The organism is Actinoplanes sp. NPDC051346, from assembly GCF_040682215.1.
GTDB lineage: Bacteria > Actinomycetota > Actinomycetes > Mycobacteriales > Micromonosporaceae > Actinoplanes.
Genome location: NZ_JBFBAJ010000001.1, coordinates 882,516 through 908,865, shown reverse-complemented (window position 1 = coordinate 908,865; position 26,350 = coordinate 882,516). Strand labels below are relative to the sequence as shown.

The 26,350-nt window shown below is 72.6% G+C and carries 24 protein-coding genes; 4 read left to right on the top strand and 20 right to left on the bottom strand.

Going from position 1 to position 26,350, the window contains the following annotated elements; translation table 11 throughout:
* Positions 1 to 58: 58 nt before the first annotated feature.
* Positions 59 to 979: a cyclase family protein gene (locus tag AB0M36_RS04065; protein ID WP_364151929.1), complete on the top strand. Its 921-nt coding sequence runs from the start codon at positions 59 to 61 to the stop codon at positions 977 to 979.
* A 6-nt stretch (positions 980 to 985) separates the two neighbouring features.
* Here AB0M36_RS04065 and AB0M36_RS04060 read toward each other — a convergent pair whose 3' ends face one another.
* On the bottom strand, positions 986 to 1,492 hold the full coding sequence (locus AB0M36_RS04060) for a shikimate kinase (RefSeq protein ID WP_364151927.1): 507 nt from the start codon (positions 1,490 to 1,492) through the stop codon (positions 986 to 988).
* Positions 1,492 to 2,670 carry a chorismate synthase gene (gene aroC / locus AB0M36_RS04055; protein WP_364151924.1) on the bottom strand — a complete coding sequence of 393 codons (1,179 nt, stop codon included), beginning with the start codon at positions 2,668 to 2,670 and terminating at the stop codon, positions 1,492 to 1,494. The genes AB0M36_RS04060 and aroC overlap by 1 nt, the downstream gene beginning before the upstream one ends.
* Positions 2,671 to 2,845: 175 nt before the next feature.
* Here aroC and AB0M36_RS04050 point away from each other — a divergent pair, with 175 nt between their 5' ends.
* Positions 2,846 to 4,000, top strand: a complete 1,155-nt coding sequence (locus AB0M36_RS04050) for a multidrug effflux MFS transporter (protein WP_364152269.1) — start codon at positions 2,846 to 2,848, stop codon at positions 3,998 to 4,000.
* Between the two features lie 26 nt (positions 4,001 to 4,026).
* Here the strand turns inward: AB0M36_RS04050 and AB0M36_RS04045 are convergent, their stop codons facing one another.
* From AB0M36_RS04045 to AB0M36_RS03990, 12 genes are all read right to left on the bottom strand, one after another.
* Positions 4,027 to 4,863, bottom strand: a complete 837-nt coding sequence (locus tag AB0M36_RS04045) for a shikimate dehydrogenase (RefSeq protein WP_364151921.1) — start codon at positions 4,861 to 4,863, stop codon at positions 4,027 to 4,029.
* Positions 4,864 to 4,873: 10 nt separating this feature from the next.
* Positions 4,874 to 6,058, bottom strand: a complete 1,185-nt coding sequence (gene mltG, locus AB0M36_RS04040; RefSeq protein WP_364151919.1) for an endolytic transglycosylase MltG — start codon at positions 6,056 to 6,058, stop codon at positions 4,874 to 4,876.
* On the bottom strand, positions 6,055 to 6,516 hold the full coding sequence (ruvX, locus tag AB0M36_RS04035; protein WP_364151916.1) for a Holliday junction resolvase RuvX: 462 nt from the start codon (positions 6,514 to 6,516) through the stop codon (positions 6,055 to 6,057). The genes mltG and ruvX overlap by 4 nt, the downstream gene beginning before the upstream one ends.
* A gap of 15 nt (positions 6,517 to 6,531) precedes the next feature.
* Positions 6,532 to 9,216 (bottom strand): alanine--tRNA ligase, encoded by a 2,685-nt coding sequence (gene alaS / locus AB0M36_RS04030; RefSeq protein WP_364151913.1) that lies wholly within the window; start codon positions 9,214 to 9,216, stop codon positions 6,532 to 6,534.
* The gene (locus AB0M36_RS04025; protein ID WP_364151910.1) at positions 9,213 to 9,518 is read right to left on the bottom strand and encodes a hypothetical protein; all 306 of its coding nucleotides are present in this window, start codon (positions 9,516 to 9,518) and stop codon (positions 9,213 to 9,215) included. Before AB0M36_RS04025 ends, alaS begins: the two co-directional genes overlap by 4 nt.
* A gap of 160 nt (positions 9,519 to 9,678) precedes the next feature.
* Complete coding sequence (locus AB0M36_RS04020) at positions 9,679 to 10,128, bottom strand: DUF948 domain-containing protein (RefSeq protein ID WP_364151908.1); 450 nt, start codon at positions 10,126 to 10,128, stop codon at positions 9,679 to 9,681.
* A 76-nt stretch (positions 10,129 to 10,204) separates the two neighbouring features.
* A complete protein-coding gene (locus AB0M36_RS04015) occupies positions 10,205 to 10,846 on the bottom strand; it encodes a hypothetical protein (protein ID WP_364151906.1) in 642 nt (213 codons plus the stop codon).
* Positions 10,847 to 12,120: 1,274 nt separating this feature from the next.
* A complete protein-coding gene (locus tag AB0M36_RS04010) occupies positions 12,121 to 13,629 on the bottom strand; it encodes a pentapeptide repeat-containing protein (protein ID WP_364151904.1) in 1,509 nt (502 codons plus the stop codon).
* A gap of 1,353 nt (positions 13,630 to 14,982) precedes the next feature.
* Positions 14,983 to 16,431 carry a replication-associated recombination protein A gene (locus AB0M36_RS04005; RefSeq protein WP_364151902.1) on the bottom strand — a complete coding sequence of 483 codons (1,449 nt, stop codon included), beginning with the start codon at positions 16,429 to 16,431 and terminating at the stop codon, positions 14,983 to 14,985.
* A 72-nt stretch (positions 16,432 to 16,503) separates the two neighbouring features.
* A complete protein-coding gene (locus tag AB0M36_RS04000; RefSeq protein WP_364151899.1) occupies positions 16,504 to 16,713 on the bottom strand; it encodes a hypothetical protein in 210 nt (69 codons plus the stop codon).
* Positions 16,714 to 16,785: 72 nt separating this feature from the next.
* Complete coding sequence (locus AB0M36_RS03995; protein WP_364151896.1) at positions 16,786 to 18,060, bottom strand: MFS transporter; 1,275 nt, start codon at positions 18,058 to 18,060, stop codon at positions 16,786 to 16,788.
* Positions 18,057 to 18,620: a helix-turn-helix domain-containing protein gene (locus AB0M36_RS03990; protein WP_364151895.1), complete on the bottom strand. Its 564-nt coding sequence runs from the start codon at positions 18,618 to 18,620 to the stop codon at positions 18,057 to 18,059. Before AB0M36_RS03990 ends, AB0M36_RS03995 begins: the two co-directional genes overlap by 4 nt.
* Before the next feature lie 57 nt (positions 18,621 to 18,677).
* On the opposite strand from AB0M36_RS03990, the gene AB0M36_RS03985 reads away from it, so the two are divergent.
* Together AB0M36_RS03985 and AB0M36_RS03980 are read left to right on the top strand one after the other, a co-directional pair.
* Positions 18,678 to 19,157 (top strand): GNAT family N-acetyltransferase, encoded by a 480-nt coding sequence (locus AB0M36_RS03985; protein WP_364151892.1) that lies wholly within the window; start codon positions 18,678 to 18,680, stop codon positions 19,155 to 19,157.
* A gap of 33 nt (positions 19,158 to 19,190) precedes the next feature.
* Entirely contained in the window at positions 19,191 to 20,210 is a 1,020-nt protein-coding gene (locus tag AB0M36_RS03980) for a hypothetical protein (RefSeq protein WP_364151889.1), read from the top strand.
* Here the strand turns inward: AB0M36_RS03980 and AB0M36_RS03975 are convergent.
* The 6 genes from AB0M36_RS03975 to AB0M36_RS03950 all read right to left on the bottom strand — a co-directional run bounded on the left by AB0M36_RS03975 (position 20,194) and on the right by AB0M36_RS03950 (position 26,286).
* Positions 20,194 to 20,688: a GyrI-like domain-containing protein gene (locus AB0M36_RS03975; protein WP_364151886.1), complete on the bottom strand. Its 495-nt coding sequence runs from the start codon at positions 20,686 to 20,688 to the stop codon at positions 20,194 to 20,196. The two genes, AB0M36_RS03980 and AB0M36_RS03975, sit on opposite strands and share 17 nt — an antisense overlap.
* Before the next feature lie 55 nt (positions 20,689 to 20,743).
* Entirely contained in the window at positions 20,744 to 22,561 is a 1,818-nt protein-coding gene (gene aspS, locus AB0M36_RS03970; RefSeq protein WP_364151883.1) for an aspartate--tRNA ligase, read from the bottom strand.
* Positions 22,562 to 22,653: 92 nt separating this feature from the next.
* Positions 22,654 to 23,334 carry a hypothetical protein gene (locus tag AB0M36_RS03965; protein WP_364151880.1) on the bottom strand — a complete coding sequence of 227 codons (681 nt, stop codon included), beginning with the start codon at positions 23,332 to 23,334 and terminating at the stop codon, positions 22,654 to 22,656.
* Positions 23,335 to 23,475: 141 nt separating this feature from the next.
* Positions 23,476 to 24,456 (bottom strand): hypothetical protein, encoded by a 981-nt coding sequence (locus AB0M36_RS03960; protein WP_364151878.1) that lies wholly within the window; start codon positions 24,454 to 24,456, stop codon positions 23,476 to 23,478.
* Positions 24,453 to 25,016, bottom strand: coding sequence for a hypothetical protein (locus tag AB0M36_RS03955; RefSeq protein ID WP_364151876.1), 564 nt, complete (start codon positions 25,014 to 25,016; stop codon positions 24,453 to 24,455). The genes AB0M36_RS03960 and AB0M36_RS03955 overlap by 4 nt, the downstream gene beginning before the upstream one ends.
* A gap of 103 nt (positions 25,017 to 25,119) precedes the next feature.
* Positions 25,120 to 26,286: an alanine racemase gene (locus AB0M36_RS03950; protein WP_364151874.1), complete on the bottom strand. Its 1,167-nt coding sequence runs from the start codon at positions 26,284 to 26,286 to the stop codon at positions 25,120 to 25,122.
* Positions 26,287 to 26,350 lie beyond the last annotated feature (64 nt).

Genomic DNA, 26,350 nt, shown 5'->3' with positions numbered 1-26,350 from the left:
ATACCGGGTTTACATATTGGTGCTACCACTGAACGCCGCCGTCGGGCAGCATGACCGCATGCCCGACTACCGTGCCGTGTTCGACGCCGAGGTGACCTTCCTGAACGGCGGTGGCCTGCAGACCAACGGCTTCCGCCTGGATCTGCCTGGCGCCGACGTGACCGAGGCCGACATCGCCGAACTGTTTCTCGCCCACCTCGGCCTGCTGATGGTCGAACGGGTCCGGATCATCCGGCACGAGATCGTCGCGGAAGCGCACAAGGGTCCACACCCGGAAGTCGCCGCGCCGGCCGCCGGCCCGGCCCGCCTCGTGGAACTGAGCCATGTCATCACCGCCGGCATGGTCACCTATCCGGGGCTGCCCGGCCCGGAGATCACCCCGCACCTGACCCGGGAGGCGTCCCGGGCCCTCTACGCGCCCGGCGTCGAGTTCGCGATGGACCGGATCAGCATGGTCGGCAACACCGGCACCTACGTCGACAGCCCGTACCACCGCTACGCCGACGGCGTCGACCTGGCGGGCCTGCCGCTGGACACGGTGGCCGACCTGCCCGCCGTGGTGATCCGCCTCACCGACAGCACGCGGCGCGGCATCGAAGCGGAGGCGCTCGGCGGGTACGGCACCGGCGGGTCCGGTCTTGCCGGCGCCGCGGTGCTGCTGCACACCGGCTGGGACCGGCACTTCGGCACCCCCGCCTACGGCGAGCCGGCCCCGTTCCTCACCGCTTCGGGAGCCAAGCACCTGGTCGCCGCCGGCGTGCGCCTCGTCGGCATCGACAGCGTCAACATCGACGACACCCACAGCGGCGGCGAGCGCCCGGCGCACTCCATCCTGCTCGACGCCGGCATCCCGGTGCTGGAGCACCTCACCGGCCTCGCCGACGTGCCCGTCAGCGGGGCCCGCCTGCACGCCGCACCGCCGAGGGTGCGCGGCTTCGGCACGTTCCCGGTCCGGGCGTACGCCGTTCTCCCTCGGTAACCGTCGCTATCCGGCCCGGAGCAGGGCGGCGACCTCGGCGGCGAGCTCGTCCGGGTCGCGCCCGTCGGTCTTGACCGTGTGCGTGGCCACCGATTCGTACAGCGGGCGGCGCTGCTCCATGAGGTACTTCAAGGTCGCCCGAGGGTTCACGCTCAGCAACGGCCGCCCGGCACCGAGCCCCACCCGCTTGACCGCGTCGGACAGCTCCACCGAGAGGAAGACGACCCGCTGCGTCCGCAGGGCGTCACGGGTGCCGGGGTCGAGCACCGCCCCGCCGCCCAGCGCCAGCACCCCGTCGAAGGACGCGAGCGTGGAGGCGATCGTCTCGCGTTCGAGCCGGCGGAACTCGTCCTCGCCGTCGTCGAAGAAGATCTCCGGGATCGGCTTGCCCGCCCGCTGCGCGATCAGGTGGTCGGTGTCGGCGAACGTGACGCCGAGCAGGGCCGCCACGGCCTCGCCCACCGTCGTCTTACCGGCGCCGGGCGGGCCCACGACCACGACCGCCGGTGCCATCAGCGGATCAGCAGACTGTCGAGGTATCCGGCCAGGTTGCGGCGGATCTCCGCCACCGAGTCGCCGCCGAACTTCTCGGTGGCGGCCTCGGCGAGCACCAGCGCGACCATCGCCTCGGCCACCACCGCGCCGGCCGGCACCGCGCACACGTCCGAGCGCTGGTTGATCGCCGTGGCGGGCTCGCCCGTGACCACGTCGACGGTCTGCAACGCCCGGTTCAGCGAGGAGATCGGCTTGAGCGCGGCGCGTACCCGCAGGCCCTCACCGTTGGTGATGCCACCCTCCAGGCCGCCAGCCCGGTCGGTGACCCGCTTGACGCCCTCCGGCGTCGGGATCATCTCGTCATGCGCCACCGAGCCGCGCGAGCGGGCCTGGGTGAAGCCGTCGCCGATCTCCACGCCCTTCACCGACTGGATGGACATCAACGCGGTGGCCAGCCGGGCGTCCAACTTGCGGTCCCACTGCACATGCGAACCCAGACCCGGGGGTACGCCGTAAGCCAGCACCTCGACGATGCCACCGAGGGTGTCCGCGTCCTTCTTCGCCGCGTCCACCTCGGCCACCATGCGCGCGCTCGCCTCCGGGTCGAGGCAGCGCAGCGGGTCGGCGTCGATGCGCTCGGCGTCGGAGGGCGTGGGAACGAGTCCCGCCTTGGCGGCGACCGAGCCGAGCTCGATCACGTGCGAGACGACGTCGATGCCCAGCGCCTGCTTGACCAGCGCCTTCGCCACCACGCCGGCGGCGACGCGGGCCGCGGTCTCCCGGGCACTGGCCCGCTCCAGGATCGGGCGGGCGTCGGTGTGCCCGTACTTCTGCATGCCGGCCAGGTCGGCGTGGCCGGGGCGGGGTCGCGTCAGCGGGGCGTTGCGCGCCTGGGCGGCCAACTCGTCAGGGTCGACCGGATCGGCGGCCATCACCGTCTGCCACTTCGGCCACTCGGAGTTACCGACGCGGATGGCCACCGGGCTACCGAGGGTCACGCCATGGCGGATGCCGCCGACGATCTCGACCTCGTCCCGCTCGAACGACATCCGTGCGCCCCGCCCGTATCCGAGACGGCGGCGCGCGAGATCACGGCCGATATCCTCGCTCGTCACCCGCACCCCGGCGGGCACGCCCTCCATCAGGGCGACGAGCGCCGGACCATGCGATTCCCCTGCGGTCAGCCAACGCAACACGGGTCACAGTCTGGCATGTGGGCATCGCGGCCCGTCGACAGCCCGTCGCCGTCCCGCCCACCGGGCGGACGGGGCACACGAAACAAAAGGTCAGAGGTATTGTCCACGCGTGTCATCGCAGCCCATCGCCCCGACCGTCGCCGCCGAGCGGCCGAGCGGCCCCCTGCTCGTGGTCATGCTCGGGCTCGTCACGGCGATCGGGCCGCTGTCGCTGGACATGTATCTGCCCGCGTTCCCGGCCGTGGCCGACGATCTCGCCGTCGCGCCCGCCGAGGTGCAGCTGTCGCTCACCACCTGCCTCATCGGGCTGGCGCTCGGACAGTTCGTCTGCGGCCCGCTCAGCGACCGGTGGGGACGGCGCCGGCCGATGCTCATCGGCGTGGGGGCGTACGCGATCCTGTCCCTGCTCTGCGCTCTCGCCCCGAGCGCGCCGCTGCTGGCGGGGGTCCGGCTGCTGCAGGGCTTCGCCGGCGGCGTCGGCGTGGTCGTGGCCCGCGCCATCGTCCGGGACCTGCACTCCGGAGTGGGCGCGGCGAAGTTCTTCTCGCGGCTCACGCTGATCTTCGGTGTGGCGCCCATCGCGGCGCCGCTGCTGGGCAGCGCCGTGCTGAGGGTGACGTCATGGCACGGCATCTTCGTCACGCTGGGCATCATCGCGGCCCTGTTGACGGCCCTGCTGGCCTGGCGCATTCCGGAGACTCTGCCGGTCGAGCGGCGCAGCTCCGGCGGCCTGCGGGACACCGCCCGCACGGCCCGCACGCTGATCGCCGACCGGGTGTACGTCGGCTACACGCTCGCCCAGTCCCTCTCGTTCGCGGCCATGTTCAGCTACATCTCCGGCTCGTCGTTCGTCCTGCAGGACGGGTACGGCGTCTCGCCGACGCTGTTCAGCATCCTGTTCGGAGTGAACGCGTGCGGCCTGATCGCCCTGAGCCAGGCGAACGGCCGCCTCCTGGACCGTGTCACTCCCCGCCGCCTGCTGCTCACGGCACTGGCCACGCAGGCGCTGGCGGGCGTCGCGGTGCTCGCTGGCGCCCTGCTCGGCTCGCTCGTCGGACTCGCCGTGGGACTGTTCGTCGTGGTCGGCGCGATCGGCATGGTGATGCCGAACGCGACCGCGCTGGCGCTGGACCGGCACCCCCACCGGGCCGGCACGGCCGCGGCCGTGATGGGCGGCATCCAGTCGGTGATCGCCGCACTCGCCGCGCCGCTCGTCGGCATCGGCGATCCCGGGCTGGGAGTGCCGATGGGCGCGGCGGTCCTGGCGTTCGCCGCGGTCGCGCTGCTCACGCTGCTCCTGCTCACGGCCGGCTCCCGCCGCACCGCATAGGCGACCGCACACCCCGCGACGGCGGCTCAGCGCACAGAGGCGGCGGCGATGAGGGCTTCTCGCATCGCTGTCTCCGGGGCCGGGGAGACGCCGGTGAACCGCTCGAACTGGCCCAGGGCCTGGGCCAGCAGCAGATCGAGGCCGGAGACCACCCGGACCCCGTGCGCGATCGCGGCCGAGGCCAGCGGGGTCGGCCACGGATCGTAGATCGCGTCGAACAGCACCGTGCCCGGCCGCCAGGTCACCTGCAACGCCAGGCCGTCGGCGGCGCCCTTCGGCACGGTGGAGATGATCGCGTCGGCGGCGAACGCGGAGGGGGCGTCCGCCCAGTCGACGCCGGTGATCGACACGCCGAGCGCGTCGGCGGCCGGTGCCAGTTCGTCGCGGGCCTCCGGGCGGCGGGTCACGACCGTCACCTCGGCGGCTCCCAGCGCGGCGGCCGCCGCCAGCGCGGCACGGGCCGTGCCGCCGCCGCCGAGCACGGTGACCGACGGCTCCCCGGTCAGACCCGCGTCCCGCAGCACCCGAACCATGCCCGGCACGTCGGTGTTGTCGGCATACCAGGAACCGTCGTCGCGGCGTACCAAAGTGTTGGCGGCACCGGTCGCGACCGCGACGGGCGACGCCTCCGCGGCCACCGCAAGGGCCGCCTCTTTCAGCGGCATGGTCAGCGACAGGCCGGCCCACTCCGGGCCGAGGCCGGCGACCAGCCCGGCGAGCTCGGCCTCGGCGCACTCGATGGCCGTGTACGACCAGTCGAGCAGCCCCGTCGCGGCGAAACCCGCGGAGTGGATGATCGGCGACAAGGAGTGGGCGATCGGCTTGCCGCAGACGGCGGCCCGGCGGCCGGGGTTCGAAGGCACGGCTACGACCCTAGAGGACGCCGTTCTTCTTGGCCTTCTCCACGTTCGCGTTGTGTTGGTCCAACGTCGTGGCGAACGCCGAGTGGCCCTGCTTGTCGATCGCCACGAAGTAGAGCCAGTCGCCCTTCGGCGGCACGAGCGCGGCCTCCAGCGCCGCCTTGCCCGGGCTGTTGATCGGCGTGGGCGTGAGGCCCTCTTTGTCGTGCAGGCGATACGGGTTCTTGGGGTCGCGGAGTTCCGCGGCGGTCATCTGACCGGACGACTTCGTCGGCTTGCCGGTGAGCCGGTAGTAGTAGTTGATGCCGACGTCGAACTCGAGGCACTTGCAGTGGAAGTTGTCGCCGTAGAGCCGGTTGTACGCCACCCGGGAGATCTTGCCGAGATCCTCGGCGTTGCCCGCCTCGGCCTGCGCCAACGACGCCACGGTCAGCACCTCGTACGGGCTGATGTGCCGATCGCCCTCCGACTTCTTCACAAAGTCGGTGCTCTGCGCCACGGTCAGGAACCGCTCCACCATGAGCTTCAGGTAGTCGGTCGCGGAGCCCTTGGGCGGGAACTCGTAGGTGTCGGGGAACAGGAAGCCCTCGATCGACTTGGTGACCTTCTGCTCGTCCGTACGGTTGAACCAGAAGTCCGGCACGCCGAGCGCCTCGGGGTCCTTCGCCGCCGCCTGGAAGTCCTTGACCGGGACGCCGGTGGCCTTCGACAGGATCGCGTAGATCTCCACCGAGGTCTTGCCCTCGGGGATGGTGACGCCCTTGGTGATCCGAGCCTTCGGGTCGAGCAGCATCGCGACCGCGTTCTTGGCGGACATCTGCTTGCGAAGTTTGTAGGTGCCCGGCTGGATGTTCTTGCCGCGCGGATTCTCCTCGGCGGCATCGATGAACGCGGCGGTGCTCTTCACCACGTCCGCCTCGACCAGCGTATTGCCGACCTCGGTCAGCGAGCCTTCCTTCAGAGCGACGTCGACCTGATCGGTGCCCGCTCCGTCGTAGTCGGCGGCCGTGAAGAAGCCTTTGATCTTCTCGTAGCCGAGGTAGCCGCCAACGCCCAGGACGCCCAGCAGGATGAACACCATCAGGAACGCGACGGTGGACTTGCCTGCGCCACCCTTGCCGCCGCGGGAACTCCGCCGATGGCGGGGTTTACCGCGCTCGATCTGTTCATCGAACGCCAGGTCCAGCTCGTCGATCATCTCGTCTGCCTCCGCTGTGCGTCCAACCAGCTCTGCAGGATCTCCACCGCGGCTGCCTGATCGACAACCGCCCGTTGCCGCTTACCCCGGACTCCTCGCTCGGCAAGCCTACGGGTCGCGACCACGGTCGACATCCTCTCGTCCGCGAGAACGATGGGAACCGGCCCGACCGCCTGTTCCAGGCGGCGAGCGTAGGTACGGATGTCAACAGCGGCATGCCCCTCGGCACCATTGAGGCGCACGGGGAGACCCACCACGATCTGCACCACCTCGTGCTCCCCCACGAGGCGGACGAGCTCGGCGATGTCGCCGGGGACGGCGTCGGGCGCCGCCCCCATGTCACGGGGCACCGTGACCAGGGGGGTGGCCAGGATCCCGTCGGGGTCACACAGCGCGACCCCGACGCGCACCTTACCGACATCGACGCCCAGTCGCCTACCCCGTGGTAGCGCGTTCATGGGTCGCCCTCTCTCTCAGGCGGCCTCGCCGACCGCCTTCTCCACCGCCGCCAGCAGCGTAGGCACCTGGTCAGCGGGCACTCCACCACCCTGTGCGAGGTCGGCGTTGCCGCCGCCCCGACCGGACAACGCGCCCTTGACCAGCTCGGACGCGGACAGCCCGCGGTCCTTCGCCAGTGTGTTGATGGCTACGATCAGTGACGCCTTGCCATTCGACCGGGCCGCGACCGCGACCACCGCCGGACGGCCAGAGTCGATCTTTCCGCGGATTTCCTGGGCCAGCGTACGCACATCGTTGGTCGCCGCGCCCTCGGGAGCCTCGGTGCCGACGAACGCCACGCCCCGCAGGTCCCTCGCCTGCGCCGCGAGCGCACCCGCACCGCCGAGGACCATCTGGGCGCGCATCTTCTCGAGCTCCTTCTCCGCGTCGCGCAGCGCCGTGACGGTCTGCTCGACCCGGTCGGCCACCTGGTCCCCCGGCACCCGGAACAGCTCCGCGAGCCGCGTGACCAGCAGATGCTCCTTGGCGAGGAAGCCGAACGCGTCGATGCCGACGAGCGCCTCGACCCGGCGTACGCCGGAACCGATCGACGACTCGGTGAGAATCTTCACGAGGCCCAGCTGGCCGGAGCGGGCGACGTGCGTGCCGCCACAAAGTTCACGCGCGTAGTCGCCGACTTCAACCACTCGGACCTCGTCGCCGTACTTCTCCCCGAACAGGGCCATCGCGCCGAGCCGGCGCGCCTCCTCCTGCGAGGTGACGAACGCATGCACTTCGAGGTCGCGCAGCAGCACCTCGTTGACCTGCTGCTCGACGTCGTGCAGGACGCTCGCCGGCACCGCGCCCGGGGTGTTGAAGTCGAACCGCAGCCGGCCCGGCGCGTTCAGCGAACCCGCCTGGGTCGCGGACTCGCCGAGGAAGGCGCGCATCGTCTGGTGGATCAGGTGCGTCGCGGTGTGCGACCGCGAGATGGCCCTGCGGCGCGTCACGTCGATCTCGGCGAAGCCCGCCTCCCCCGCGCGCACCTCGCCGCGGACCACCCTGGCCTTGTGCACGATGAGGCCGGGCAGCGGCTGCTGCACGTCGACGACCTCGACCTGGCCGGCACCGACGTTGATCAGGCCGGTGTCCGCCTGCTGGCCGCCGCCCTCCGCGTAGAACGGGGTGCTGTCGAGGACCAGCTCGATGTAGTCGCCCTCGCCGGCCGCCTCGACGCGCGCGCCGCCGCTGCCGAGCAGCGCCCGCACCCGCGACTCGCGGGAGACCTCCGCGTAACCGGTGAACTCCACCGGCCCGCCGGCGTCGAGCACCGAACGGTACGACGACAGGTCCGCGTGGCCGGTCTTGCGCGCCGCCGCGTCCGCCTTCGCGCGGGACCGCTGATCCGCCATGAGCCGGCGGAAGCCGTCCTGGTCGACGGTGAGGCCCTGCTCCGCCGCGATCTCCAGGGTCAGGTCGATCGGGAATCCGTACGTGTCGTGCAGCTGGAACGCCTGCGCGCCGGACAGCGCCTTGCCTCCCTTGCTCCGGGTGTCGGTGATCGCCGTGTCGAGGATCGTGGTGCCCGCGCGCAGAGTGGACAGGAACGCGTCCTCCTCCGCGTACGCGTACGTGGAGATCCGCTCGAACTCCTGCGCCAGCTCGGGGTAGGACGGCGCCATGCAGTCGCGCGCCACCGGCAGCAGCTCGGGCAGCGCCTTGTCCTGCCAGCCCAGCAGCCGCATCGCCCGGATCGCCCGGCGCATGATGCGCCGCAGCACGTAGCCGCGGCCCTCGTTGGACGGGATCACCCCGTCACCGATGAGCATCAACGCGGTGCGCACGTGGTCCGCGATCACCCGCAGCCGCACGTCGTCGGGATGCGACTGGCTCGCCGCGTGCCCGGAGTGCGCGCCGTAGGTCTTGCCGGTCAGTTCCGCCGCCCGCGCCAGGATCGGTCGGACCTCGTCGATCTCGTACAGGTTGTCGACGCCCTGCAGGATCGACGCGATGCGCTCGAGACCCATGCCGGTATCGATGTTCTGCGCGGGCAGGTCACCGACGATCGTGAAGTCCTCTTTGCTCTTCACGTCGGTGATCTCGTACTGCATGAAGACGAGGTTCCAGAACTCCAGGTAGCGGTCCTCGTCGACCTCGGGGCCGCCCTCGCTGCCGTACTCGGGGCCGCGGTCGTAGAACAACTCCGAGCACGGGCCCGCCGGACCCGGAATCCCCATCGACCAGTAGTTGTCCTTCTTGCCGCGGCGCACGATGTGCTCGACCGGCACACCGGTCGCGCGCCACAGCTCGAACGCCTCGTCGTCGTCGAGGTAGACGGTCGGCCAGATCCGCTCCGGGTCCAGCCCGAACCCACCCTGCTCCACCGACTTGGTCGACAGCTCCCAGGCGAGCTTGATCGCGCCTTCCTTGAAGTAGTCGCCGAAAGAGAAGTTGCCGTTCATCTGGAAGAACGTGCCGTGCCGCGACGTCTTGCCGACCTCGTCGATATCCGGCGTACGGATGCACTTCTGCACGCTCACCGCGCGCTGGTAGGGCGGGGTGCGCTGGCCCAGGAAGAACGGCACGAACTGCACCATGCCGGCGTTGATGAACAGCAGGTTCGGGTCCTCGATAGCGGGCAGCGGGGCACTCGGCACGACCGTGTGCCCGTTGGCCTCGAAATGCGCCAGATAGCGCCGCTTGATCTCCGCCGTCTTCATCGCTGACCCTCCTGGGCGTGGCGCCCGTGTGAACCGCCCTGCGCGTCGTCGCGCAGGTCGGCGAACTTGTCCTCGTAGAGCTCGCCCGCGGCAAAGGCCGCGTGGATCTCCTGCTCGCGCTCGGCCATTCCCTCGCGTACGTCCTCCACGAAGCTACGCAGGGACTCGACGAGGCCGCCAGCGGATTCCGACAGCGACGTGGCGATGCCGGACGGCGTGAACTCGTTGGCCTTCCGCGAGATCTTGCGCACGACGATGGCGCCGACGGCCAGGCCCACGCCCAGCCAGAGCAACCGCTTCATGAGTCTTCTCTCCGGTTCTTCCGCTCCGGGCTTGTTCGCACCGGTCTCCCCCGCTCCGGGGTCTTTCGCGCCGGGCTGATCCGCTCCGGGAGGGTTTCTTGGGATTCTTCGCGAGGTGCTGCCGTGCCGGCAGGCGTCTTCCGACGCCGGCGGGCCTCGGCTAGCGGGCGGCCTTGCGGCGCTGCTTGAGGGAGGCGCGCACCTCGCGCTCCTCCTCCGCGTGCCGACGGGCGGCGGCGGCCTTGCGCAACCCGTACCCGAACGAGGCCACCTTGACCAGCGGGTTGGCGGCGGCGGCGGACACGACGGTGACCAGGTTGGCGACGTTCGCCGTGACGTTCTGCGCGTGCTCGGTCATCGTGTCGACCTTCGCGAGCTGCACGTTCACACCGTCCAAAGAGACCTGCACCTGGCCCAGCGCGGTGTTCACGTTCTCCACCGTCTCGGTGACGCCACCGAGCAGCGGGCCGGTCCGGTCGTTCAGGTCATTGATGGCCTGCGTGGCCGCGTCCACCGTGTGGCGCAGCTTGAGAATCGGAAAAGCCAGCACCACCACGAGCATCAGGAACGCGCCCGCCGCGATCAGGCCTGCGATTTCTCCGGCGTTCATTACACGCGTCTCCTCTACCGACGGACCGCTAAGCGTGACAACGTGCAGACCCTACCGTCCGTCACCGCGGTCCGCGTCACGACGCCGAGGGTGTCGGCTCCAGCAGGGGATCATTTGTCAGCACGGGGTCCGGCGTCTCGCCGATCAACGACGGATCCACCGCGGGCTCCGGCTTGCCCCGCACATCGGTCACCGCGTTCTGCACCTTGATGGTGACGGTCGACCCGACGCACTTCTTCGGATCGGCGGTCGGCACGGCCCCATTCGGCCCGGTCGACGGAACGGTCGCCGGATCCCTCGCCGCCACGGCGTCGACGGCGCACTCGGGCAGGCGCACCCACAGGTCCAGAGTGAACTCATCCCGGGTCCAGCAGGTGTACTTGCCCTGCGTGGTCGGCTGGTCGGTGCACTGACCACCCCGCACCCGCCAGCCTGCGGACCGCAGCGCGGTCGAGTAGACCTGGTTCGTGTCCTCGAACGCCCGCTCCGACTGAGCGATCCGCTCCCGGAACCGGCACTCGAGGAAACACCACCGGCTGCCACTGCTGCGATCATCGACATTCCTGCCGGCCCAGGACGGCACCCGCAGAGCATCAAGCGAGGTGAAGACCGGGTCCCGCGTGGCGGACCGGATCCCGAACAGCAGCGGCAACAGGCCGAGAACCAGAACGCTCAGGGTGAGCAGCGTCATGACCCGCAGGCGGCGCTTGGCCCGCATCTGCTTACGCAGCTCGGAACGGGCGACGCGCAGACTGCCGAGCGGTCCGCCGGAATTCTCCGCCTCGTCCGCGGAGGCCGTCGCGGCCCGCAGCCTGGGCGACTCGTCGCTTCCGGCAGGTACGGCGACACGAGCGACACCGGCGCCGACGGAGGCGCTCGCCGCGACCGGCGCGGGCCCGTTGGGAATCGGGGACGCTGCGGCCGCCGTCGCCGAACCGAGGTCAGTGGGTCGTCCGGCCCTGCCGGCGACCGCGGCGCTTCCGGCCGCTCCGGCTCGGCCCGCAGCCGCGGCACTACTGGCTACAGAGGCGGTGCCGGCTGTTGATCCAGCCCTGCCCGGGACTGTGGCGCTACCAGCGACCTGGGCGCTTCCGGGCACACCGGCCCTACCCGCGGTCGCGGCATTGCCGGCGAATCCAGGTGCGGCATTCCCGGCGGATCCGGCTACGCCTGCGGTCGCGGCGCTGCCGGCGCTCCCGGCAGTTCCGGCGGTTCTGGCGCTCCCGGCAGTTCCGGCGGTTCCGGAGGTTCTGGCGGTTCCGGAAGTTCTGGCGGTTCCGGCCTTGGAGGTGCCGCCGACGACGGGGGCGGCGGCCCGGGCGGTGCGGCCCTCATCGGCGGCCGGGGAGACTCCGGCTCCGGAGGTGGGTCGAGCTACGGCCCCAGGCCCGGAGATGGGCCCGGGTGCCGCCCCAGGCCCGGACGTAGGCCGGGGTGCGGCCCCAGACCCGGAGGTGGGCCCGGATGCGGCCCCAGGCCCGGACGTAGGCCGGGGCGCGGCCCCAGACCCAGAGGTAGGCCGGGGCGCGGCCCCAGACCCAGAGGTAGGCCGGGGCGCGGCCCCGGCCCCAGAAGTGGGCCGGGGTGCGGCTCCATGGCCCGGCCCTGCCGCGGTTCCACGTCCGAGAACAGGTCCGGCGGCGGCTCCACGACCCGGCCCTCCACGTCCGGGAACCGGCCCGGCCGCGGCGCCAGAGCCTGGCCGGATCGGGGCGCCGGACGAAGGCCCGGCGACGGGCACTGCCCCGGTCGCGGGGCCCTGCCCGACGACCGGGTTGATTCCGGCGGGCCGGACTACGCCGCTCACGGGCCCGGTGGGGTCGGAGGGCGTCGGCTTGCCCGTAGCCTCGGCAGCGCCTCGGCCAGGCTGTCCCGGTGCGGCACCTCGGCCCGGCGGCAGCGGGGCGCCACCGCGAGCGGGCTGATTCCCGGTCGGGGGGTTGTCGCCGGCGGGCCTGCGGCCCCCGGCCCGGCCCGGTGCGCCCGGTCCCGCTAGACCGGACGGTATGCCGGCGGCGGCCATTCCGGCAGCCTGCCCAGGCACGGCACGGCCCGCGGCGGCTCGCCCGGTCGTCGACTGCCCCGGCCCGGTGCGCACCTGAGCCCGAGCACCATCCTGACCCGCGCCGGGCCGCCCACCGGACGGCCCGGGTCCTCCTCGACCCGGCTGTCCCTGACCTGGCTGTCCCTGACCCGGTTGTCCCTGACCGCGTTGACCTTGACCGTGCTGGCCCTGACCGCGTTGACCCTGACCAGACTGAACCTGGCCCGGCTGAGCGTGACCTGGCTGAGCGTGACCCGGCTGAGCGTGACCCGGCTGAGCGTGACCTGGCTGAGCGTGACCTGGCTGAGCGTGACCTGGCTGAGCGTGACCCTGCTGAGCGTGACCCTGCTGAGCGTGACCCTGCTGAGCGTGACCCTGCTGAGCGTGACCCGGTTGACCCGCTCCGGGCTGTCCCACTCCGCGCTGACGGGGTCCTGGCTGGCCGTGGGAAGGCTGGCCGGGACCGGAGCGCGCCGCGCCCGGGAATCCAGGACCCGGGTGCCCCGGAGAAACCGGCTGGCCCGAGATCGGCTGGCCCGAGATCGGCTGAGCCGAGACTGGCTGGGCCGAGACAGGCCGGCTCGGCGTAGTCGGCCGATTCGGGTTACGAGCCTGGCCCGGTGCGTGCGGCTGGCCCGGTGCGTGCGGCTGGCCCGGTGCGTGCGGCTGGCCCGGCGTATGCGGCTGGCCCGGCTGGCCGGGCGAGACCGGCTGGCCCGCGTTCGGACGGCCGGGCTGCCCGGGACGCGGCACGCGGCCCGTTCCCCTGGTCGGGGTGCCGGACGCGCGACCTCCGGCCTGGGCGATCTGTCCGGTGGTGCTGATGACGCCAGACGTGCTGCCTGCCATCGCGCCGGCGCGCCCTGGGATCGGGGGGGTGCGGACGCCTTGGCGGCCCGGCACGACGGGCGGCACGACCGAGGCGGAAGCCCGTGCCGACGGGGGTTGTCCGGCTGGCCCCTGCTGTCCGGGGGCAGGGTCTGGCGCCGCGCGACGGCCGGTGCTCGAGCCTCGTCCGCCGGGACGGCCGATCGGTTCCTCCGGCCCACCGTGACGGCCGGCGGATGCGTCCGGTCCACCGTGACGGCCGGCGGATGCGTCCGGCCCGCCGTGGCGGCCGGCGGATGCGTTTGGTCCACCGTGGCGGCCGGCGGATGTGTCCGGCCCACCGTGACGGGCAGAGGGCCCGGTGTCCGGCCCGCCAAAGCGACCGTCTGGCCCACCGTGCCGGGCAGGGGTCGGCGCCTCCGGGCCGCCGTGACGACCGGGGGAAGCGCCCGGTCCGCCGTGACGGCCAGCGGGCGGCACGTCCGGCCCGTCGTGACGACCGGGGGAAGCGCCCGGTCCGCCGTGGCGGCCAGCGGGTGGCACGTCCGGCCCGTCGTGACGACCGGCGGGCGCGCCCGGTCCGCTGTGACGGGCGGCGGGCGCGGCGCCCGCGGGGCTCTGGTGGCCATGAGGTCCGCCCGGGGGAATCGGTCCCGTGGCGCCGCGGTTGACCGGCATCGGGCCGGAGTTCTCCTCAGCGTCGGACCGGCCGTGGCGGCCGCCCTGCTCACCGGGGGGACCGCCGGGGCGTCCCCGGCCGGGTGCCGCGGCGTTGCGGGCACCGAACGACATTCCGTCAGCGCCGGGAATGGCGGAGACGGGACGGGCCGGGCCGCTGCCAGGCGCGGCCGGGGCGCTGATCGGCCGGACCGCACCACCGCCGGGTGCAGCTGGGGCACTGATCGGCCGGGCCGCACCACCGTCGCCCTGGAGGCGACCGCCGCGGCCATCCGGCGCGGGGTGGGCGGGGCCGCCGTGGCGGGGTCCGGCGGGACCGGGGCCAGCCGCTGCGGGGCCTACCGCTCCGCGGCCGTGCTGATCCGGCATCGCGTGGCCGCCATGCCGGCCGGCGGCAGGGCCGGCCTCCTCGGACACGGGGTGACCACCGTGGCGGGGACCGCGGCCCTGCTGATCAGGCATCTGACGGCCACGGCCCGGTTGGTCGGGCATAGGACGACCTCGGCCCGACTGGTCGGGCATGGGACGACCGCCACCCGGCTGGTCGGGCATAGGACGACCGCCGCCCGCCCGGTCCGGCATCCGCCGGCCGCCGGGAGGTCCGCCGGGTGAAACGGGTCGAGCGGCGAACGGGATCTCCGGGGCGTTACCCGAGGCCGGCACTCCGGTAGCCGGTGCACCCGGCCCCGAGAACCCCGCAGCCGGGGAACGAGGAGCCGCGGCGGAACGCGGACCCGCCGCGGCCTGCGGGCCTGCCCCAGAACGCGGAGCCGCAGCCCCGGACCGCGGACCCGCCGCAGAACGCGGACCCGGCCCGGAACGCGGGCCAGCCCCGGAACGCGGACCCGCCGGAGATTGCGGAGTCGCCGAAGAGGGCGGAGCCGACACCGGCCCCACGGCGGGCGGCGCGGAAAAAGCGGGCGACGCAGACGAGGCGGGCGGCGCAGACGAGGCGGGCGGCGCAGACGAGGCGGGCGACGCAGACGAGGCGGGCGACGCAGACGAGGCGGGCGACGCAGACGAAGGGAGCGGCGGGAACGGGTCCCCGCCGCCTACGTCGTCCGGGCCGGGCGCGCGGCGGCCGCTCTTGCTCGTGCGGGCCTCGCCCGGTGCCGTGCCGGGGCCGATCGATCCGCCCTGTTCCTTGGCGGTGCGCAGGTCGTCCAGCCAGCCGGTTTCCTCGCGGGGTACCTCTTCGGGCTCGACCGGCTCCGGACGGCCGCGACCGAACAGCCGGCGTCCGCGGCCGGTCTGCTCGCTGCGCTGGTCGTCGTAGTCGTCGGGCCCTTCGGCACCGCGCCTGCTCACGGCTGGTCCTCTCCGGCGGCTGGGCCGCTGTCGTCGCGTTGCGGGGCGGAGACCGGGCCGTGGGTGGACGGTCCCGTTCCCCTGACGATTCTGCGTAGCCGGGGCAAGCGGTCCGCGACCGCCCGCTCGGCGCCGTGTTCCGTCGGGGTGTAGTACTCCGCGCCGGTCAGATCATCCGGCACGTACTGCTGCCTCACAACACCCTTGGGGTCGTCATGTGGATAGCGGTAGCCCTTGCCGTGACCTAGACCACGTGATCCGGGGTAGTGGGAGTCGCGCAGGTGGGGCGGCACCGCGCCGCCTCGGCCGGCGCGGATGTCGGCGATCGCGGCGGAGATGGCGGTGGTGACGCTGTTGGATTTCGGGGCGGTGGCCAGGTGCACCACCGCCTGTGCCAGGTTGAGTTGGGCCTCCGGCAGGCCGACCGACTGCACCGCCTGGGCCGCGGCGGTGGCGACGAGCAGGGCCTGCGGGTCGGCCATGCCGACGTCTTCGCTGGCGAAGATGACGATGCGGCGGGCGATGAAGCGCGGGTCCTCGCCGGCGACCAGCATGCGGGCCAGCCAGTGCAGGGCGGCGTCGGGGTCGGAGCCGCGCATGCTCTTGATGAACGCGCTGGTCACGTCGTAGTGGGCGTCGCCGTCGCGGTCGTAGCGCACGGCGGCCACGTCGACCGCCTTCTCCGCCGTGGCGAGGTCGATCTCGGTGGCTCCCTGTGCGGCCGCCGACCCGGCCGCGGCTTCCAGCGCCGTGAGTGCCTTGCGGACGTCGCCGCTTGCCAGCCGTACCAGATGGTCTTCCGCCTCGTCGGTGAGCGTGACCGCACCGCCGAGGCCGCGGTCGTCGGTGACCGCGCGGCGGATGAGGTGACGGACGTCGTTCTCGTCGAGGGCCCGCAGGGTGAGCAGCACGCAGCGGGACAGCAGCGGCGAGATGACCGAAAAGTAGGGGTTTTCGGTGGTGGCCGCGAGCAGCGTGACCGTGCGGTCCTCGACGGCGGCCAGCAGCGAGTCCTGCTGGGTCTTGCTGAAGCGGTGCACCTCGTCGATGAACAGGACGGTGGGCGAGCCTCCGGCGCGGCGTTCGCGGCGGGCCTTGTCGATGACCGCACGCACGTCCTTGACGCCCGCGGTCAGCGCGGACATGGCCACGAACGTACGGTCGGTGGCCGCCGCGACCAGGTGCGCGATCGTGGTCTTGCCGGTGCCGGGCGGACCCCAGAGAATGACCGACATCGGGGTGCTGCCGGTGACGAGTTGGCGCAGCGGTGCACCGGGCGCGAGCAGGTGCTGCTGGCCGACGAGCTCGTCCAGGCCGGCGGGTCGCATGCGCACGGGCAGCGGCGAGTCGGGCGCGGGTCGGGTGAAGCCGGACTCCGCGCCGGCCGGTGACTCGGTGCGGATGCCGCCCGGTCCGGTCAGGGGGAAGAGTCCGTCGAATTCCATCGGCACCGACAGTACCGGCCCGCCCTGCGGTGCCGGAAATGCACCGATTGGGGCGGGCCGGAGTGCCGTGGATCAGCCGCGGCCGGGGCGGCGGCCGTAGAACCGGCGGCCGGTGCCGGTGCCGCTACGCGGGCCGCTGCCGACCCCTGCCAGGTAGAGCGAGATCAGCAGCAGGCCGAGCGCGGCGAAGGTGGGGAAGTTGACCAGGTCGGGGGTCTTGACGTCGAGCAGGTCGAGCAACAGGTAGATACCGAAGACGACGGCCGCGGCAATCGCAAGCATGGGGGTCCTCCATCGGGGGGTGAGAGCACTTGACGTGCTGTTACCCCCGGGGTGGTCGCACGCAAACCCCGGTCACGGCGCCGGAACGACCTCCGGGGTTCCGGCGGGCACGGTCTCCGGCGTGGCCCGCCGCGCCACCAGGTAGAGCGGCGCGGCCGCGGCCAGGACGACCGCCCCGACCAGCAGCGCGACCACCAGGCTGGCCCGCGTGGCGATCACCGTGAGGACGACCAGGCCGAGGGCGCCCGCCGGCTGGGCCACCATCGAGTTCAGCGAGACGAGGCTCGCCCGGTACGGCCCCTCAACCTGCCGGTGCAGCAGCCCGCTGTGCACCGGGTTGGCGGCGCCGTGCACGGTGTAGCAGAGCAGGAACGCCGCGACGACGCCGGCCGGTCCGGCGAGCAGGGCCATGCCGGCGACGGTGAGGCCGTGCACGATCCGCAGGGTGAAGCCGGTCCACGGCGCGCCGATGCGGCGGGCGAGCAGGGGAACCAACGCGGCGCCGGCCGCCGAGGCCAGCCACGCCACGGAGCCGACCGGGCCCATCAGCGCGGAGGCACGGTTGGCGTCGCCCAGCACGTCGGCGAGGCGTACGGACGTCAGGCTCTCGAAGGCGATCATGCCGAAGCCCCAGAACACCTCGACGGCGATGAGCGCGGCGATGATCCGGGACCGGCGCAGCAGCCCGAGCGCGCCCCCGATCGCCGACGGGACCCCGCGCACCGAGGCGGCCAGGGCGCCCAGGCCGCGCCGGGCACGCGGCTCGGTCATCAGCGTGGCCACCGCCACCAGGGAGACGATCTGCAGACCGAGAGCGACGTACACGGGTGCGCTCAGGGCGGTGACGGCGCCGAACGGGCCGAGGGCGACGAGTCCACCGGTGAGCAGGGCGCCGCCGGCGATCGCGACGCCCACCACCGCTCCGCTGCGGCTCAGGCCGGTCTCGATGTCGGCGTGCTCGTCGGCGGCCAGGGCCTGGTCGACGTACCACGATTCGAGCGGTCCGCTGTCGAGGGCGCGGTAGACGCCCTGGAGCAGGTAGAAGATCACGAAGAGCAGAACCGAGTCCGCGACGGTCAGCAGGCTCAGGGCCGCGATGTCGACCAGGCCCGCGAGCACCAGCACGGGCCGCCGACCCAGCGCGTCGGACAGGCCGCCGGTGGGCAGCTCGAGCAGCAGGACGACGAGGCCTTGCAGGGCGGCGGCCGAGCCGTACTGCGCCAGGGTCAGTCCGCGCTCGAGCGGGAGCAGGACGATCACCGGGATCATCAGCCCGACGGGCAGCCAGCGCAGCACGAGCAGCAGGAGAAAGCGGCGCTGGGCCTGGGCGACCGTGAGGACGCTCATGACGGTTCCACCCTCGGCATGCCGTAGAAGTAGTAGACGACCTGCCGGGAGTCCGGCGCCGGACCCGCGGCCCGATAGCGCTCGATGACCTCGGCCAGCTCGGCGTTGAGGGCGTCGAGCTGCGCCGCCGAGAGGTCGAGACAGACGTCGGAGAAGCTGACGGCCTGGCGCCACTGCGGTGGTGCGTCGCCCTGGACGCGCTGCCAGGCCTCGGCCTGCTCGACGAGGGCGCGCAACCAGGAACCCTCCAGCCAGTCCGCCGCGGCGGTGGCGTCGGCGTCACCGGCGAAGGCGTCCCGCTGCCAGCTGGACACGTCGTGCGCCGAGCGCCACCAACGCTCCCGGCCGCTGCCGGGACGCTCCTCCTCGAGGACCAGGCCGACGTCGGCGAGCTGCCGCAGGTGGTAGCTGGTCGCCCCGGTGTTGGTGCCGAGCGCCTGGGCCAGCCGCGTCGCGGTCGCCGGACCGTCCAGCCGCAGTCGACCCAGCAGCCGGAAGCGCAGGGGGTGGGCGAGCACCCGGATCTGCCGGGAGTCGAGGTGGACCTCGCGCTGTTCCATGCTTGCACAATACTTGTGCACAGAAGTTGTGCAACCCTTTTGTGCGAGCATGGTTTCATGATCAATGCGAGACAGGCGACCCCGGCGGACGCCGGGGAGCTGATGCGGCTGCGCAAGGTGATGCTCGACTCGATGCGCCCCGATCCCGCACCGTCGGGCGACTGGGAGCGCACCGGAGCCGCGGTCCTCTCCCAGCAGCTCGGCGATCCCGCCGGCATGCTGGCCGCGTTCGTCGTGGACCGCCCGGACGGCACGGGACTCGCGGCCTGCGTCGTGGGCGCGGTCGATCAGCGACTCCCGAATCCGGGCGACCCGACCGGACTGCGGGGGTACGTCTACAACGTCGCGACCGACCCCGCCCACCGCCGTAGGGGCTACTCCCGGGCCTGCATGATCGCCTTGATCGGCTGGTACGCGACCAGAGGCGTCAGCGTCGTCGACCTACGCGCCACGCGCGACGGCGAACCCCTCTACACCGACCTCGGATTCCACCGCACCGACGACCCGGCGATGCGCCTGTACGTCCCGACGCCTTGACCTCAACCTCGCTTCAAGGTGGAGAGTGCCGTCATGGTTCTCGACGAGGCACTTCTCCGTCTGCGCCACACCGGTCCCGAACGCGACGGGTGGCTGTCCAACCACGCCCCGATGGCGGTGGAGGCGCTGGTGCGCCACGGCCGCGCCGGGATCGTGCACCGCTGGCTGGACGGCTACTCGTCCCGGCTCGAGGACAAGCCGCGCGGCATCGTGCCGATCCCGGCAGCGCAGTGGCGCGATCCGCTGGGCGATCCCGTACGCACCGGCGACTGGCTCGCTTTCTTCGAGCGGGAGACCGCGCTGGCGCCGTGGCGTGACGTGCTCGCCACCTGGTGGCCACGGCTGCTGCCGGGCATCGCCGCCGGCGCCACCCATGGGGTGATCCGGGTCGGCCACGCGGTGCGCGCCCTGCTCGAGGAGGAGACGCCGGCCCGCGTCGCCGAACTCGGGGACGGCCTGGCGTACTGGGCGGCCCGCTGGCAGCCGCTGGCTCCGGCCGGGCGGGGCCCGTACCGTCGCGACGACCCCCGGACGGCGCTCGACGCCGTTCCCCGCGTACCGGATCAGCGGTTCGGCATCCGCAACCGGCTCGCCCAGCTTGCCGACCTGCGGGACTGGCCGCGGGCCGCCGGCGCGGTGCCGGGCGACGGTGACGCGACGGCCCGGCTTACGGCGATCGTCGCCGCGGCGGTCCGCCGGCACACCACCCACGGGTACGGCAGCCCGGTCATGCTCGTCCACGCGGCGACGGCACCGGCGGCGGTCCTGCGCACACTTCCGGCGTTGCCGGCCGTCCTGCACACGGCGAGCCTGGAAGCGGCGTGGGCGGCGAGCGCGGCGGTGACGGCGGCCTACTCCACCGCCACGGCGGCGGCCGGCGCGAGTTCGTCCGAGCCCGACGCCGATGCCGTGATCGAGAGCGCGGTCGTCTCGGGCGACGCCCATGCGATCAAGTTCGCGGACGCGGCGGTCGAGGCCTGGACCCGATCCGGCGACCCCGCGCTGCTCGTCGCGGGGCGGCACGCCACCGAGTTGATCAGTCCGCGAGTTTGAAGAGCAGGACCGTCTCCCACTTGTGCATGTCGGGTTCGACGGCCGGGTCGGTCATCAGCACCTCGAGCCGGGCGCCCCACACCTCGCCCTCCGGCGTGGGCGTCCGGTCCCACTCGAGGCCGCGCCGCTGGGCCCAGTCGAGCAGGCTCGCGGTGACTGCCATGAGCTCGTCCGGGTGGCCGACGTGCGCGACGGTCGCATAGCGGCCGGCGGGCAGCACGTCCACAAAGGTCGGTTCCTCGACGTCGACCGGCCCGGCCACCGGGATCCCGGCGTCGACGACGAGTTCGGCGGACATGTCGATGACGCGATACCGGAAGAAGGGCGCTCCGGAGGGCGTGACACCCCGCTCGCCCAGCCACCCGAACATCGTGGGCAGGTGATCCGCCACGCGGGCGAACTCGGTCATGGTGATGGCTTCGCGCCGCCCGACGTACGTCTGCTCGGACCGCTCGACAATGGTGGGTTCCGCCAGCATGCGACCCATCATGCCGGGTCCGGCGGCGCTGTGCCGCCGGACGTCGGCGTCGGCGTCAGTTGGAGCGTTCGACCGGTGCGGCCTGGCCGTCCGTGCCGGGGGTCGGCTGGGGCGCCTTCGGCTTGGCGTCGATGCCGGCCTCCTTGCGCTGCTCGGCGGTGATCGGCGTCGGCGCGGTGGTCAGCGGGTCGAAGCCGCCGCGGGTCTTCGGGAAGGCGATGACCTCGCGGATGGAGTCGTTGCCGGACAGCAGCATGCAGGTGCGGTCCCAGCCGAGCGCGATGCCGGCGTGCGGCGGCGGGCCGTACTTGAACGCCTCCAGCAGGAAGCCGAACTTGTCCTGCGCCTCCTCCGGCGTGATGCCGAGCAGGGCGAAGACCCGGCTCTGCACGTCGGCCTGGTGGATACGGACGCTGCCGCCACCGATCTCGTTGCCGTTGACCACGATGTCGTAGGCGTAGGCCAGCGCCTGATCGGGCGCCTCCTCGAAGCGGTTCAGCCACTCCTCGTTGGGCGAGGTGAACGGGTGGTGCACGGCCGTCCAGCCGCCCGCAGTCCCATCGTCGTTCGACGTCCGTTCGAACATGGGCGCGTCGATCACCCAGCAGAACGCCCAGGCGGACTCGTCGATCAGGCCGGACCGCTTGGCGATCTCGATGCGAGCCGCGCCGAGCAGTTCCTGGGCCTCGCGGCGCTCGTTCGCCGCCGCGAAGAAGATCGCGTCGCCGGGCTTGGCGCCGACGGCGTCCGCGAGACCGGACAGGTGGTCGGCCGAGAGGTTCTTCGCCACCGGGCCACGAGCCTCGCCGGTCTCCGCGTCGAGGACCACGTAAGCGAGACCACGGGCACCGCGCGCCTTGGCCCAGTCCTGCCAGCCGTCCAGTTCCTTGCGGGTCTGCGAGGCACCGCCCGGCATGACGACCGCGCCGACGTAGCCGCCGGCGGCGATCGCCCCGGCGAACACGCGGAACTCGGTGCCGCTCAGGTATTCGGTCAGCTCGGTCAGCTCGACGCCGTAGCGCAGGTCGGGCTTGTCGGAGCCGTACCGGTTCATCGCGTCGTGCCAGGTGATCCGCGGGATCGGGGTCGGCACGGTGTAACCGGCCAGCTCGCCCCACAGCTTGCCGACGATCTCCTCGCCGAGCTCGATGATGTCTTCCTGGGTCACGAAGGACATCTCGATGTCGAGCTGGGTGAACTCGGGCTGCCGGTCGGCGCGGAAGTCCTCGTCGCGGTAGCAGCGGGCGATCTGGTAGTAGCGCTCCATGCCAGCGACCATCAGGAGCTGCTTGAACAGCTGCGGCGACTGCGGGAGGGCATACCAGGTGCCGGGCTGGAGGCGCACGGGAACGAGGAAGTCGCGGGCGCCCTCGGGGGTCGACCGGGTGAGGGTCGGCGTCTCGATCTCGTGGAAGTCGCGGGCGTGCAGCACCTCGCGGGCGATCTGGTTGGCGCGGCTGCGCAGCTTGAGCGCCTTGGCCGGCCCGGAGCGCCGCAGGTCGAGGTAGCGGAACTTGAGGCGCAGGTCGTCGCCGGCCTCGATGTTGTCGTCGACCGGCAGCGGCAGCGGCGCGGCCTCGGACAGCACGACCAGCTCGCTCGCCACGACCTCGATCGCGCCGGTGGCCAGCTCCGGGTTCTCGTTGCCGTCGGGGCGCGCGGTGACCTCGCCGGTCACCTTCACGCAGAACTCGTTGCGCAGCGCGTGGGCGTCCTCCTCCCGGAAGACGACCTGCACGACGCCGGAGGCGTCCCGGAGGTCGACGAAGATCACGCCGCCGTGGTCGCGCCGGCGGGCCACCCACCCGGCGAGCGTCACCGACTGGCCGGCGTTCTCGGCCCGCAGGCTGCCGGCTTCATGGGTACGGATCACGGAAACGTCTCCTCACACGGATTCACGGGGCGCACCCGACATTCTGTCAGGAGGCACCCGGCGTGACCGGCACCGGCCCGGAACTCCGGCGCTCAGCCGGCCGGCCAGGCGGTCGCCCGCAGCCGCGCGGTGCCGTCCTTGTTCACCTCGTCCACCTCCACCCGGACCAGCCGGATCCCGACGGTGGCCGGGGTCCCGGTGCCGGTGAGCACGCACATGACCAGGCCCGTACGGACCGGCACGATCAGGCCGCCGCCCAGCGGGCTGGTCCGCACGGCCTTCGCGCATCCAGGGCCGTCCACGTCGGTGTCTCCCACGTCGCTGCCCCCGACGGCGCCGGGCGCCAGCGTGAGCTGGGGTGCCTGGTCGCCGCAGCGGCTGTCGTACCGCAGGTCGCTGACCGGACCGGCGGCGTTGACCCTGGGCTCGTCCAGGTCGAGGAACGTCACGCCGGTGCAGCCCGCCTGGATCCGGAGAACCTCCTCCCCGTACGCGCCCACCTCGGCCGGCGACGCCGCGGCGGCCGCCGGGAGCTGGCGGGCGAAAGCCTGGTCGGCCCGTTCCAGGGCACGCCAGGCGAGCAGTCCGGACGCGGCGGCGGCCAGTAACGCGAGCATCGCGAGCAGGACGGCGAGGACGGCGCCGCGACGCGGCGGCCCGGGTGCACGGTCGGGTTCGTGGCCGAGCCGCTCGGTCGGGCCGTCCGGGTACGGGTACGGGTCGGCACCCTCCGGCCAGGCGGTGGACGAGTTCGAGCCACGGAAAACCGACATGGACGACTCCGCTCGCGGGACAGCGTGAGGGCACCGGCGATCAGGGCGAAAACACCACAGATCGGCACTGTCCGACCCTAAGATCACAGCTCGGCCACGCCCATCCCCCAAAGAGAGGTCACCGGTGCGGATGACCGTGGATCACGCCGACAGTTCCGACAGAGCGGCCCGCACCTCGGCGTAGCGCTGCGCGCGGTGGCCTCCCTCCGGTGGATCGCCGAGCGCGGAGACGCTGTCGGTGATCCCGTACGTGAGCCGGTAGAGCGCGACCCGGGTGGCCACCTCACACCACACGCCGGCGCCAGCGGCGCTGGGCCGGTGCCCGAGCTCGGTGATCGTGAACCAGGAGGGGAAGAGCGCGTGCGTCTCGACGGCGGCGTCGATGCGCCGGCGCAGGTGAGCGGTGAGCTCGGCGACGGCGGCGGAACCCCGGTGCGTGCGGAACTCCTCCTGCTGCCGCAGATCGGTGGCGAGCTCCTCCTCGGCGACGGCGACAGCCGCCCGCGTCGCGGCCAGTTCCGCGTTCTGCGCCCCGAGCCGCTGCCGATGATGGCGATAGGAGGCGGCGGCACGGCGGAATTCGCGCCGACCGCACCGGGCGCGAGCCAGGACGGCGCTGGCGTCGAGCGCGCGCGCCCGGCTCTCGGCGGCGAGACGTCGCAGCTCCGCGTACGCGTCCAGCGCGGCGTGATGGGCGTCGCGGGTCCGATCGTCGAGCATGCCCGACCGGATCGCCTCGGCCTCGCGCACCTGGGCGACCACCTGAGAAAGCTCCGGCGGCACGGCGTCCAGGTCGACGGGCCGCACACCGTGTTCCAGCCGCAGCCGGCCCTCGATGAGGTGGATCTCGCCGGTCAGCCGGGTGATGGCCTGCCGGGCACCGCGAAGCTCCGCCTCGGACTGCCGACGCAGCTCGTCGTGGGCTTCGGCGAGGCGGGCGAGACGGCTGTCCGCGTCGTCCAGCCTCCGGCCCAGCTCCGCGGACCGTTCCTCGGCGACGCGGGCCACCTCGCGAAGGTCGTCGGTCAGCTGCAGGCGCAGGGTGTTGACCTTGCGCTTGAGCTCGTTGCGCAGCGAGTCGGCGACCCGGGCGAGGTCGCTCGGGGCCTCGGTGCTGGTCATGCGCCCGCCTTCCGGGTGCCGATCGCGTCCCGCTCGGACCGCCGTCGCAGGGCCGGCTCCGCCACCGCCTGCCGTCGGGGCCTCGGGAGGCCGCCGGGTCCATGCTGGACCCCGGGCTCACCCTCGTCCTCCACCATCGGCGCCGGCTCGGCGTCGGGGGCCGCGGGCTTGCCACGGCTCGCGGCGCGCGGATCGCCGGAGCCGGTCGACGCTTCGGCGGGAGGGGCGGTGGCCCGCGCGACCACCGCGAGGGTGGTGGCCGCGACCAGCGCGACCGCCGCGCCGATCAGTCCGTATATCGGCAGCACGGCGGCGGCGACCAGCGCGGCCAACACGAGCGCGACGACAGCGAGCCCGACCGCCGTCAGCCAGCGGCGCCGGGCGGATCGCGCGCGGAGCCTGTCAAGGTCTCTGACGAGATCGTTGGTGGCGTCGAAGACACGCAGCAGCAGGTCCTCGTAACGGCCGGGATCGCGCCCCTCGCGGCCCAGCACCTCATGGCGGGAGGCCAGCTCCCGCTGCCTGACGACGATCACATTCCGAAGATCAGCAGAACGCACGCGAACTCCTCAAAGCCTTACGCAGCAGGCGAAAGGCTATGGAAAGCCTGATGGCGTCCCCGAGGCCGGTCAATCCCACGGAAGTGTCCATCGAGCGGCGCCCTCAGAAGTAGGTGTGCAGCACGTCCACGACCACGTCGGCGTCATCCACGACGGGGATGAACCGCCACTTGTCGAACGCCGTGCACGGGTGCGACAGTCCGAAGCGGATCAGCTCGCCCACGGTCGCCGCGGTGCCGCGTACGTAGGTGTGGTGGTCGTTCATCCGGACCACCTCGCCGGCCTCGGTGACCGGGAGCCCCTCGTCGAATGGCGCGTCGCGCTTGCCCATGCCGACGATCGCCAGGCCCGGCTCCGGAGTGGACAGGACCTGCGCGTACATCTCCAACCCGGACGTCAGCGAGCCCTCGGCGGGCACGCGGCCGAACGGCGTACGCGCGCGATAGAAGCCATCGTCGTGGGTGACCGACGCGCCGCTGCGCAGGACCGCGCGCACGGTGTGCCCGTCGAGCCACTGCCCCTCGAGCGCCTTGACGACCCGGTCGAACCAGGCGCTGCCGCCGGCGGAAACGATCACCTCGGCCGGCAGTAGTCCCGCGATGGCCCGGACCGCCTCGACCTGCGTCGCCAGGAACGCGTCGACCGCCTCCACGTCCGGCAGCGCGCCCTCGTAGGCGGTCACCCCCGCGAGGGTCACCCCCGGCGCGCCGGCGGCGGCCCGGGCGACCTCCACAACCCCTTCGACGGTACGGCATCCGGTGCGCCCACCCGCATGACCGAGCTCCACGAGTACACGCAGTCCGCCGGCGTCGGACACCGCCCGCACCCCGGCCACCGAGTCGACCTGGACGATCACCTCCCAGCCCCGCGCCGCCTGCGCCGCCAGCCAACTCAGCGCGGTGCGATCCAGTACCTCGTTGGCGATGAGCACCCGGGGCACGCCCAGGCGCCGCAGCACCAGGGCCTGGTTCGCGGTGGCCACGGTGAGCGCCCACGCTCCCGCTTCGAGCTGCGCCGCCAGCAGGCTCGGCGCCATCGTGGTCTTGGCGTGCGGTGCGAAGGAGAAGCCGTGCCGGGCCGCATACCCGGCCATCGTGGCGATGTTCGCCCGCACCGCGGAATCCCGCACGACCAGCAGCGGCCAGGTGAAGGCCCCACCGAACAGAGAGTGCCGGGCCGCGGCGAAGACCCGGGCCGGCACCTCACCCTCCGGCAACCAGAAGCCCTTGGCCCGCCAGTCGAGGAGCTCGTCCGGGACATCGAGCATCATGGGAGTCCTCCCTTGACCGCCGGTGCGCCGTCACGCATGGTGTGGAAGCTACTACGGATCACCG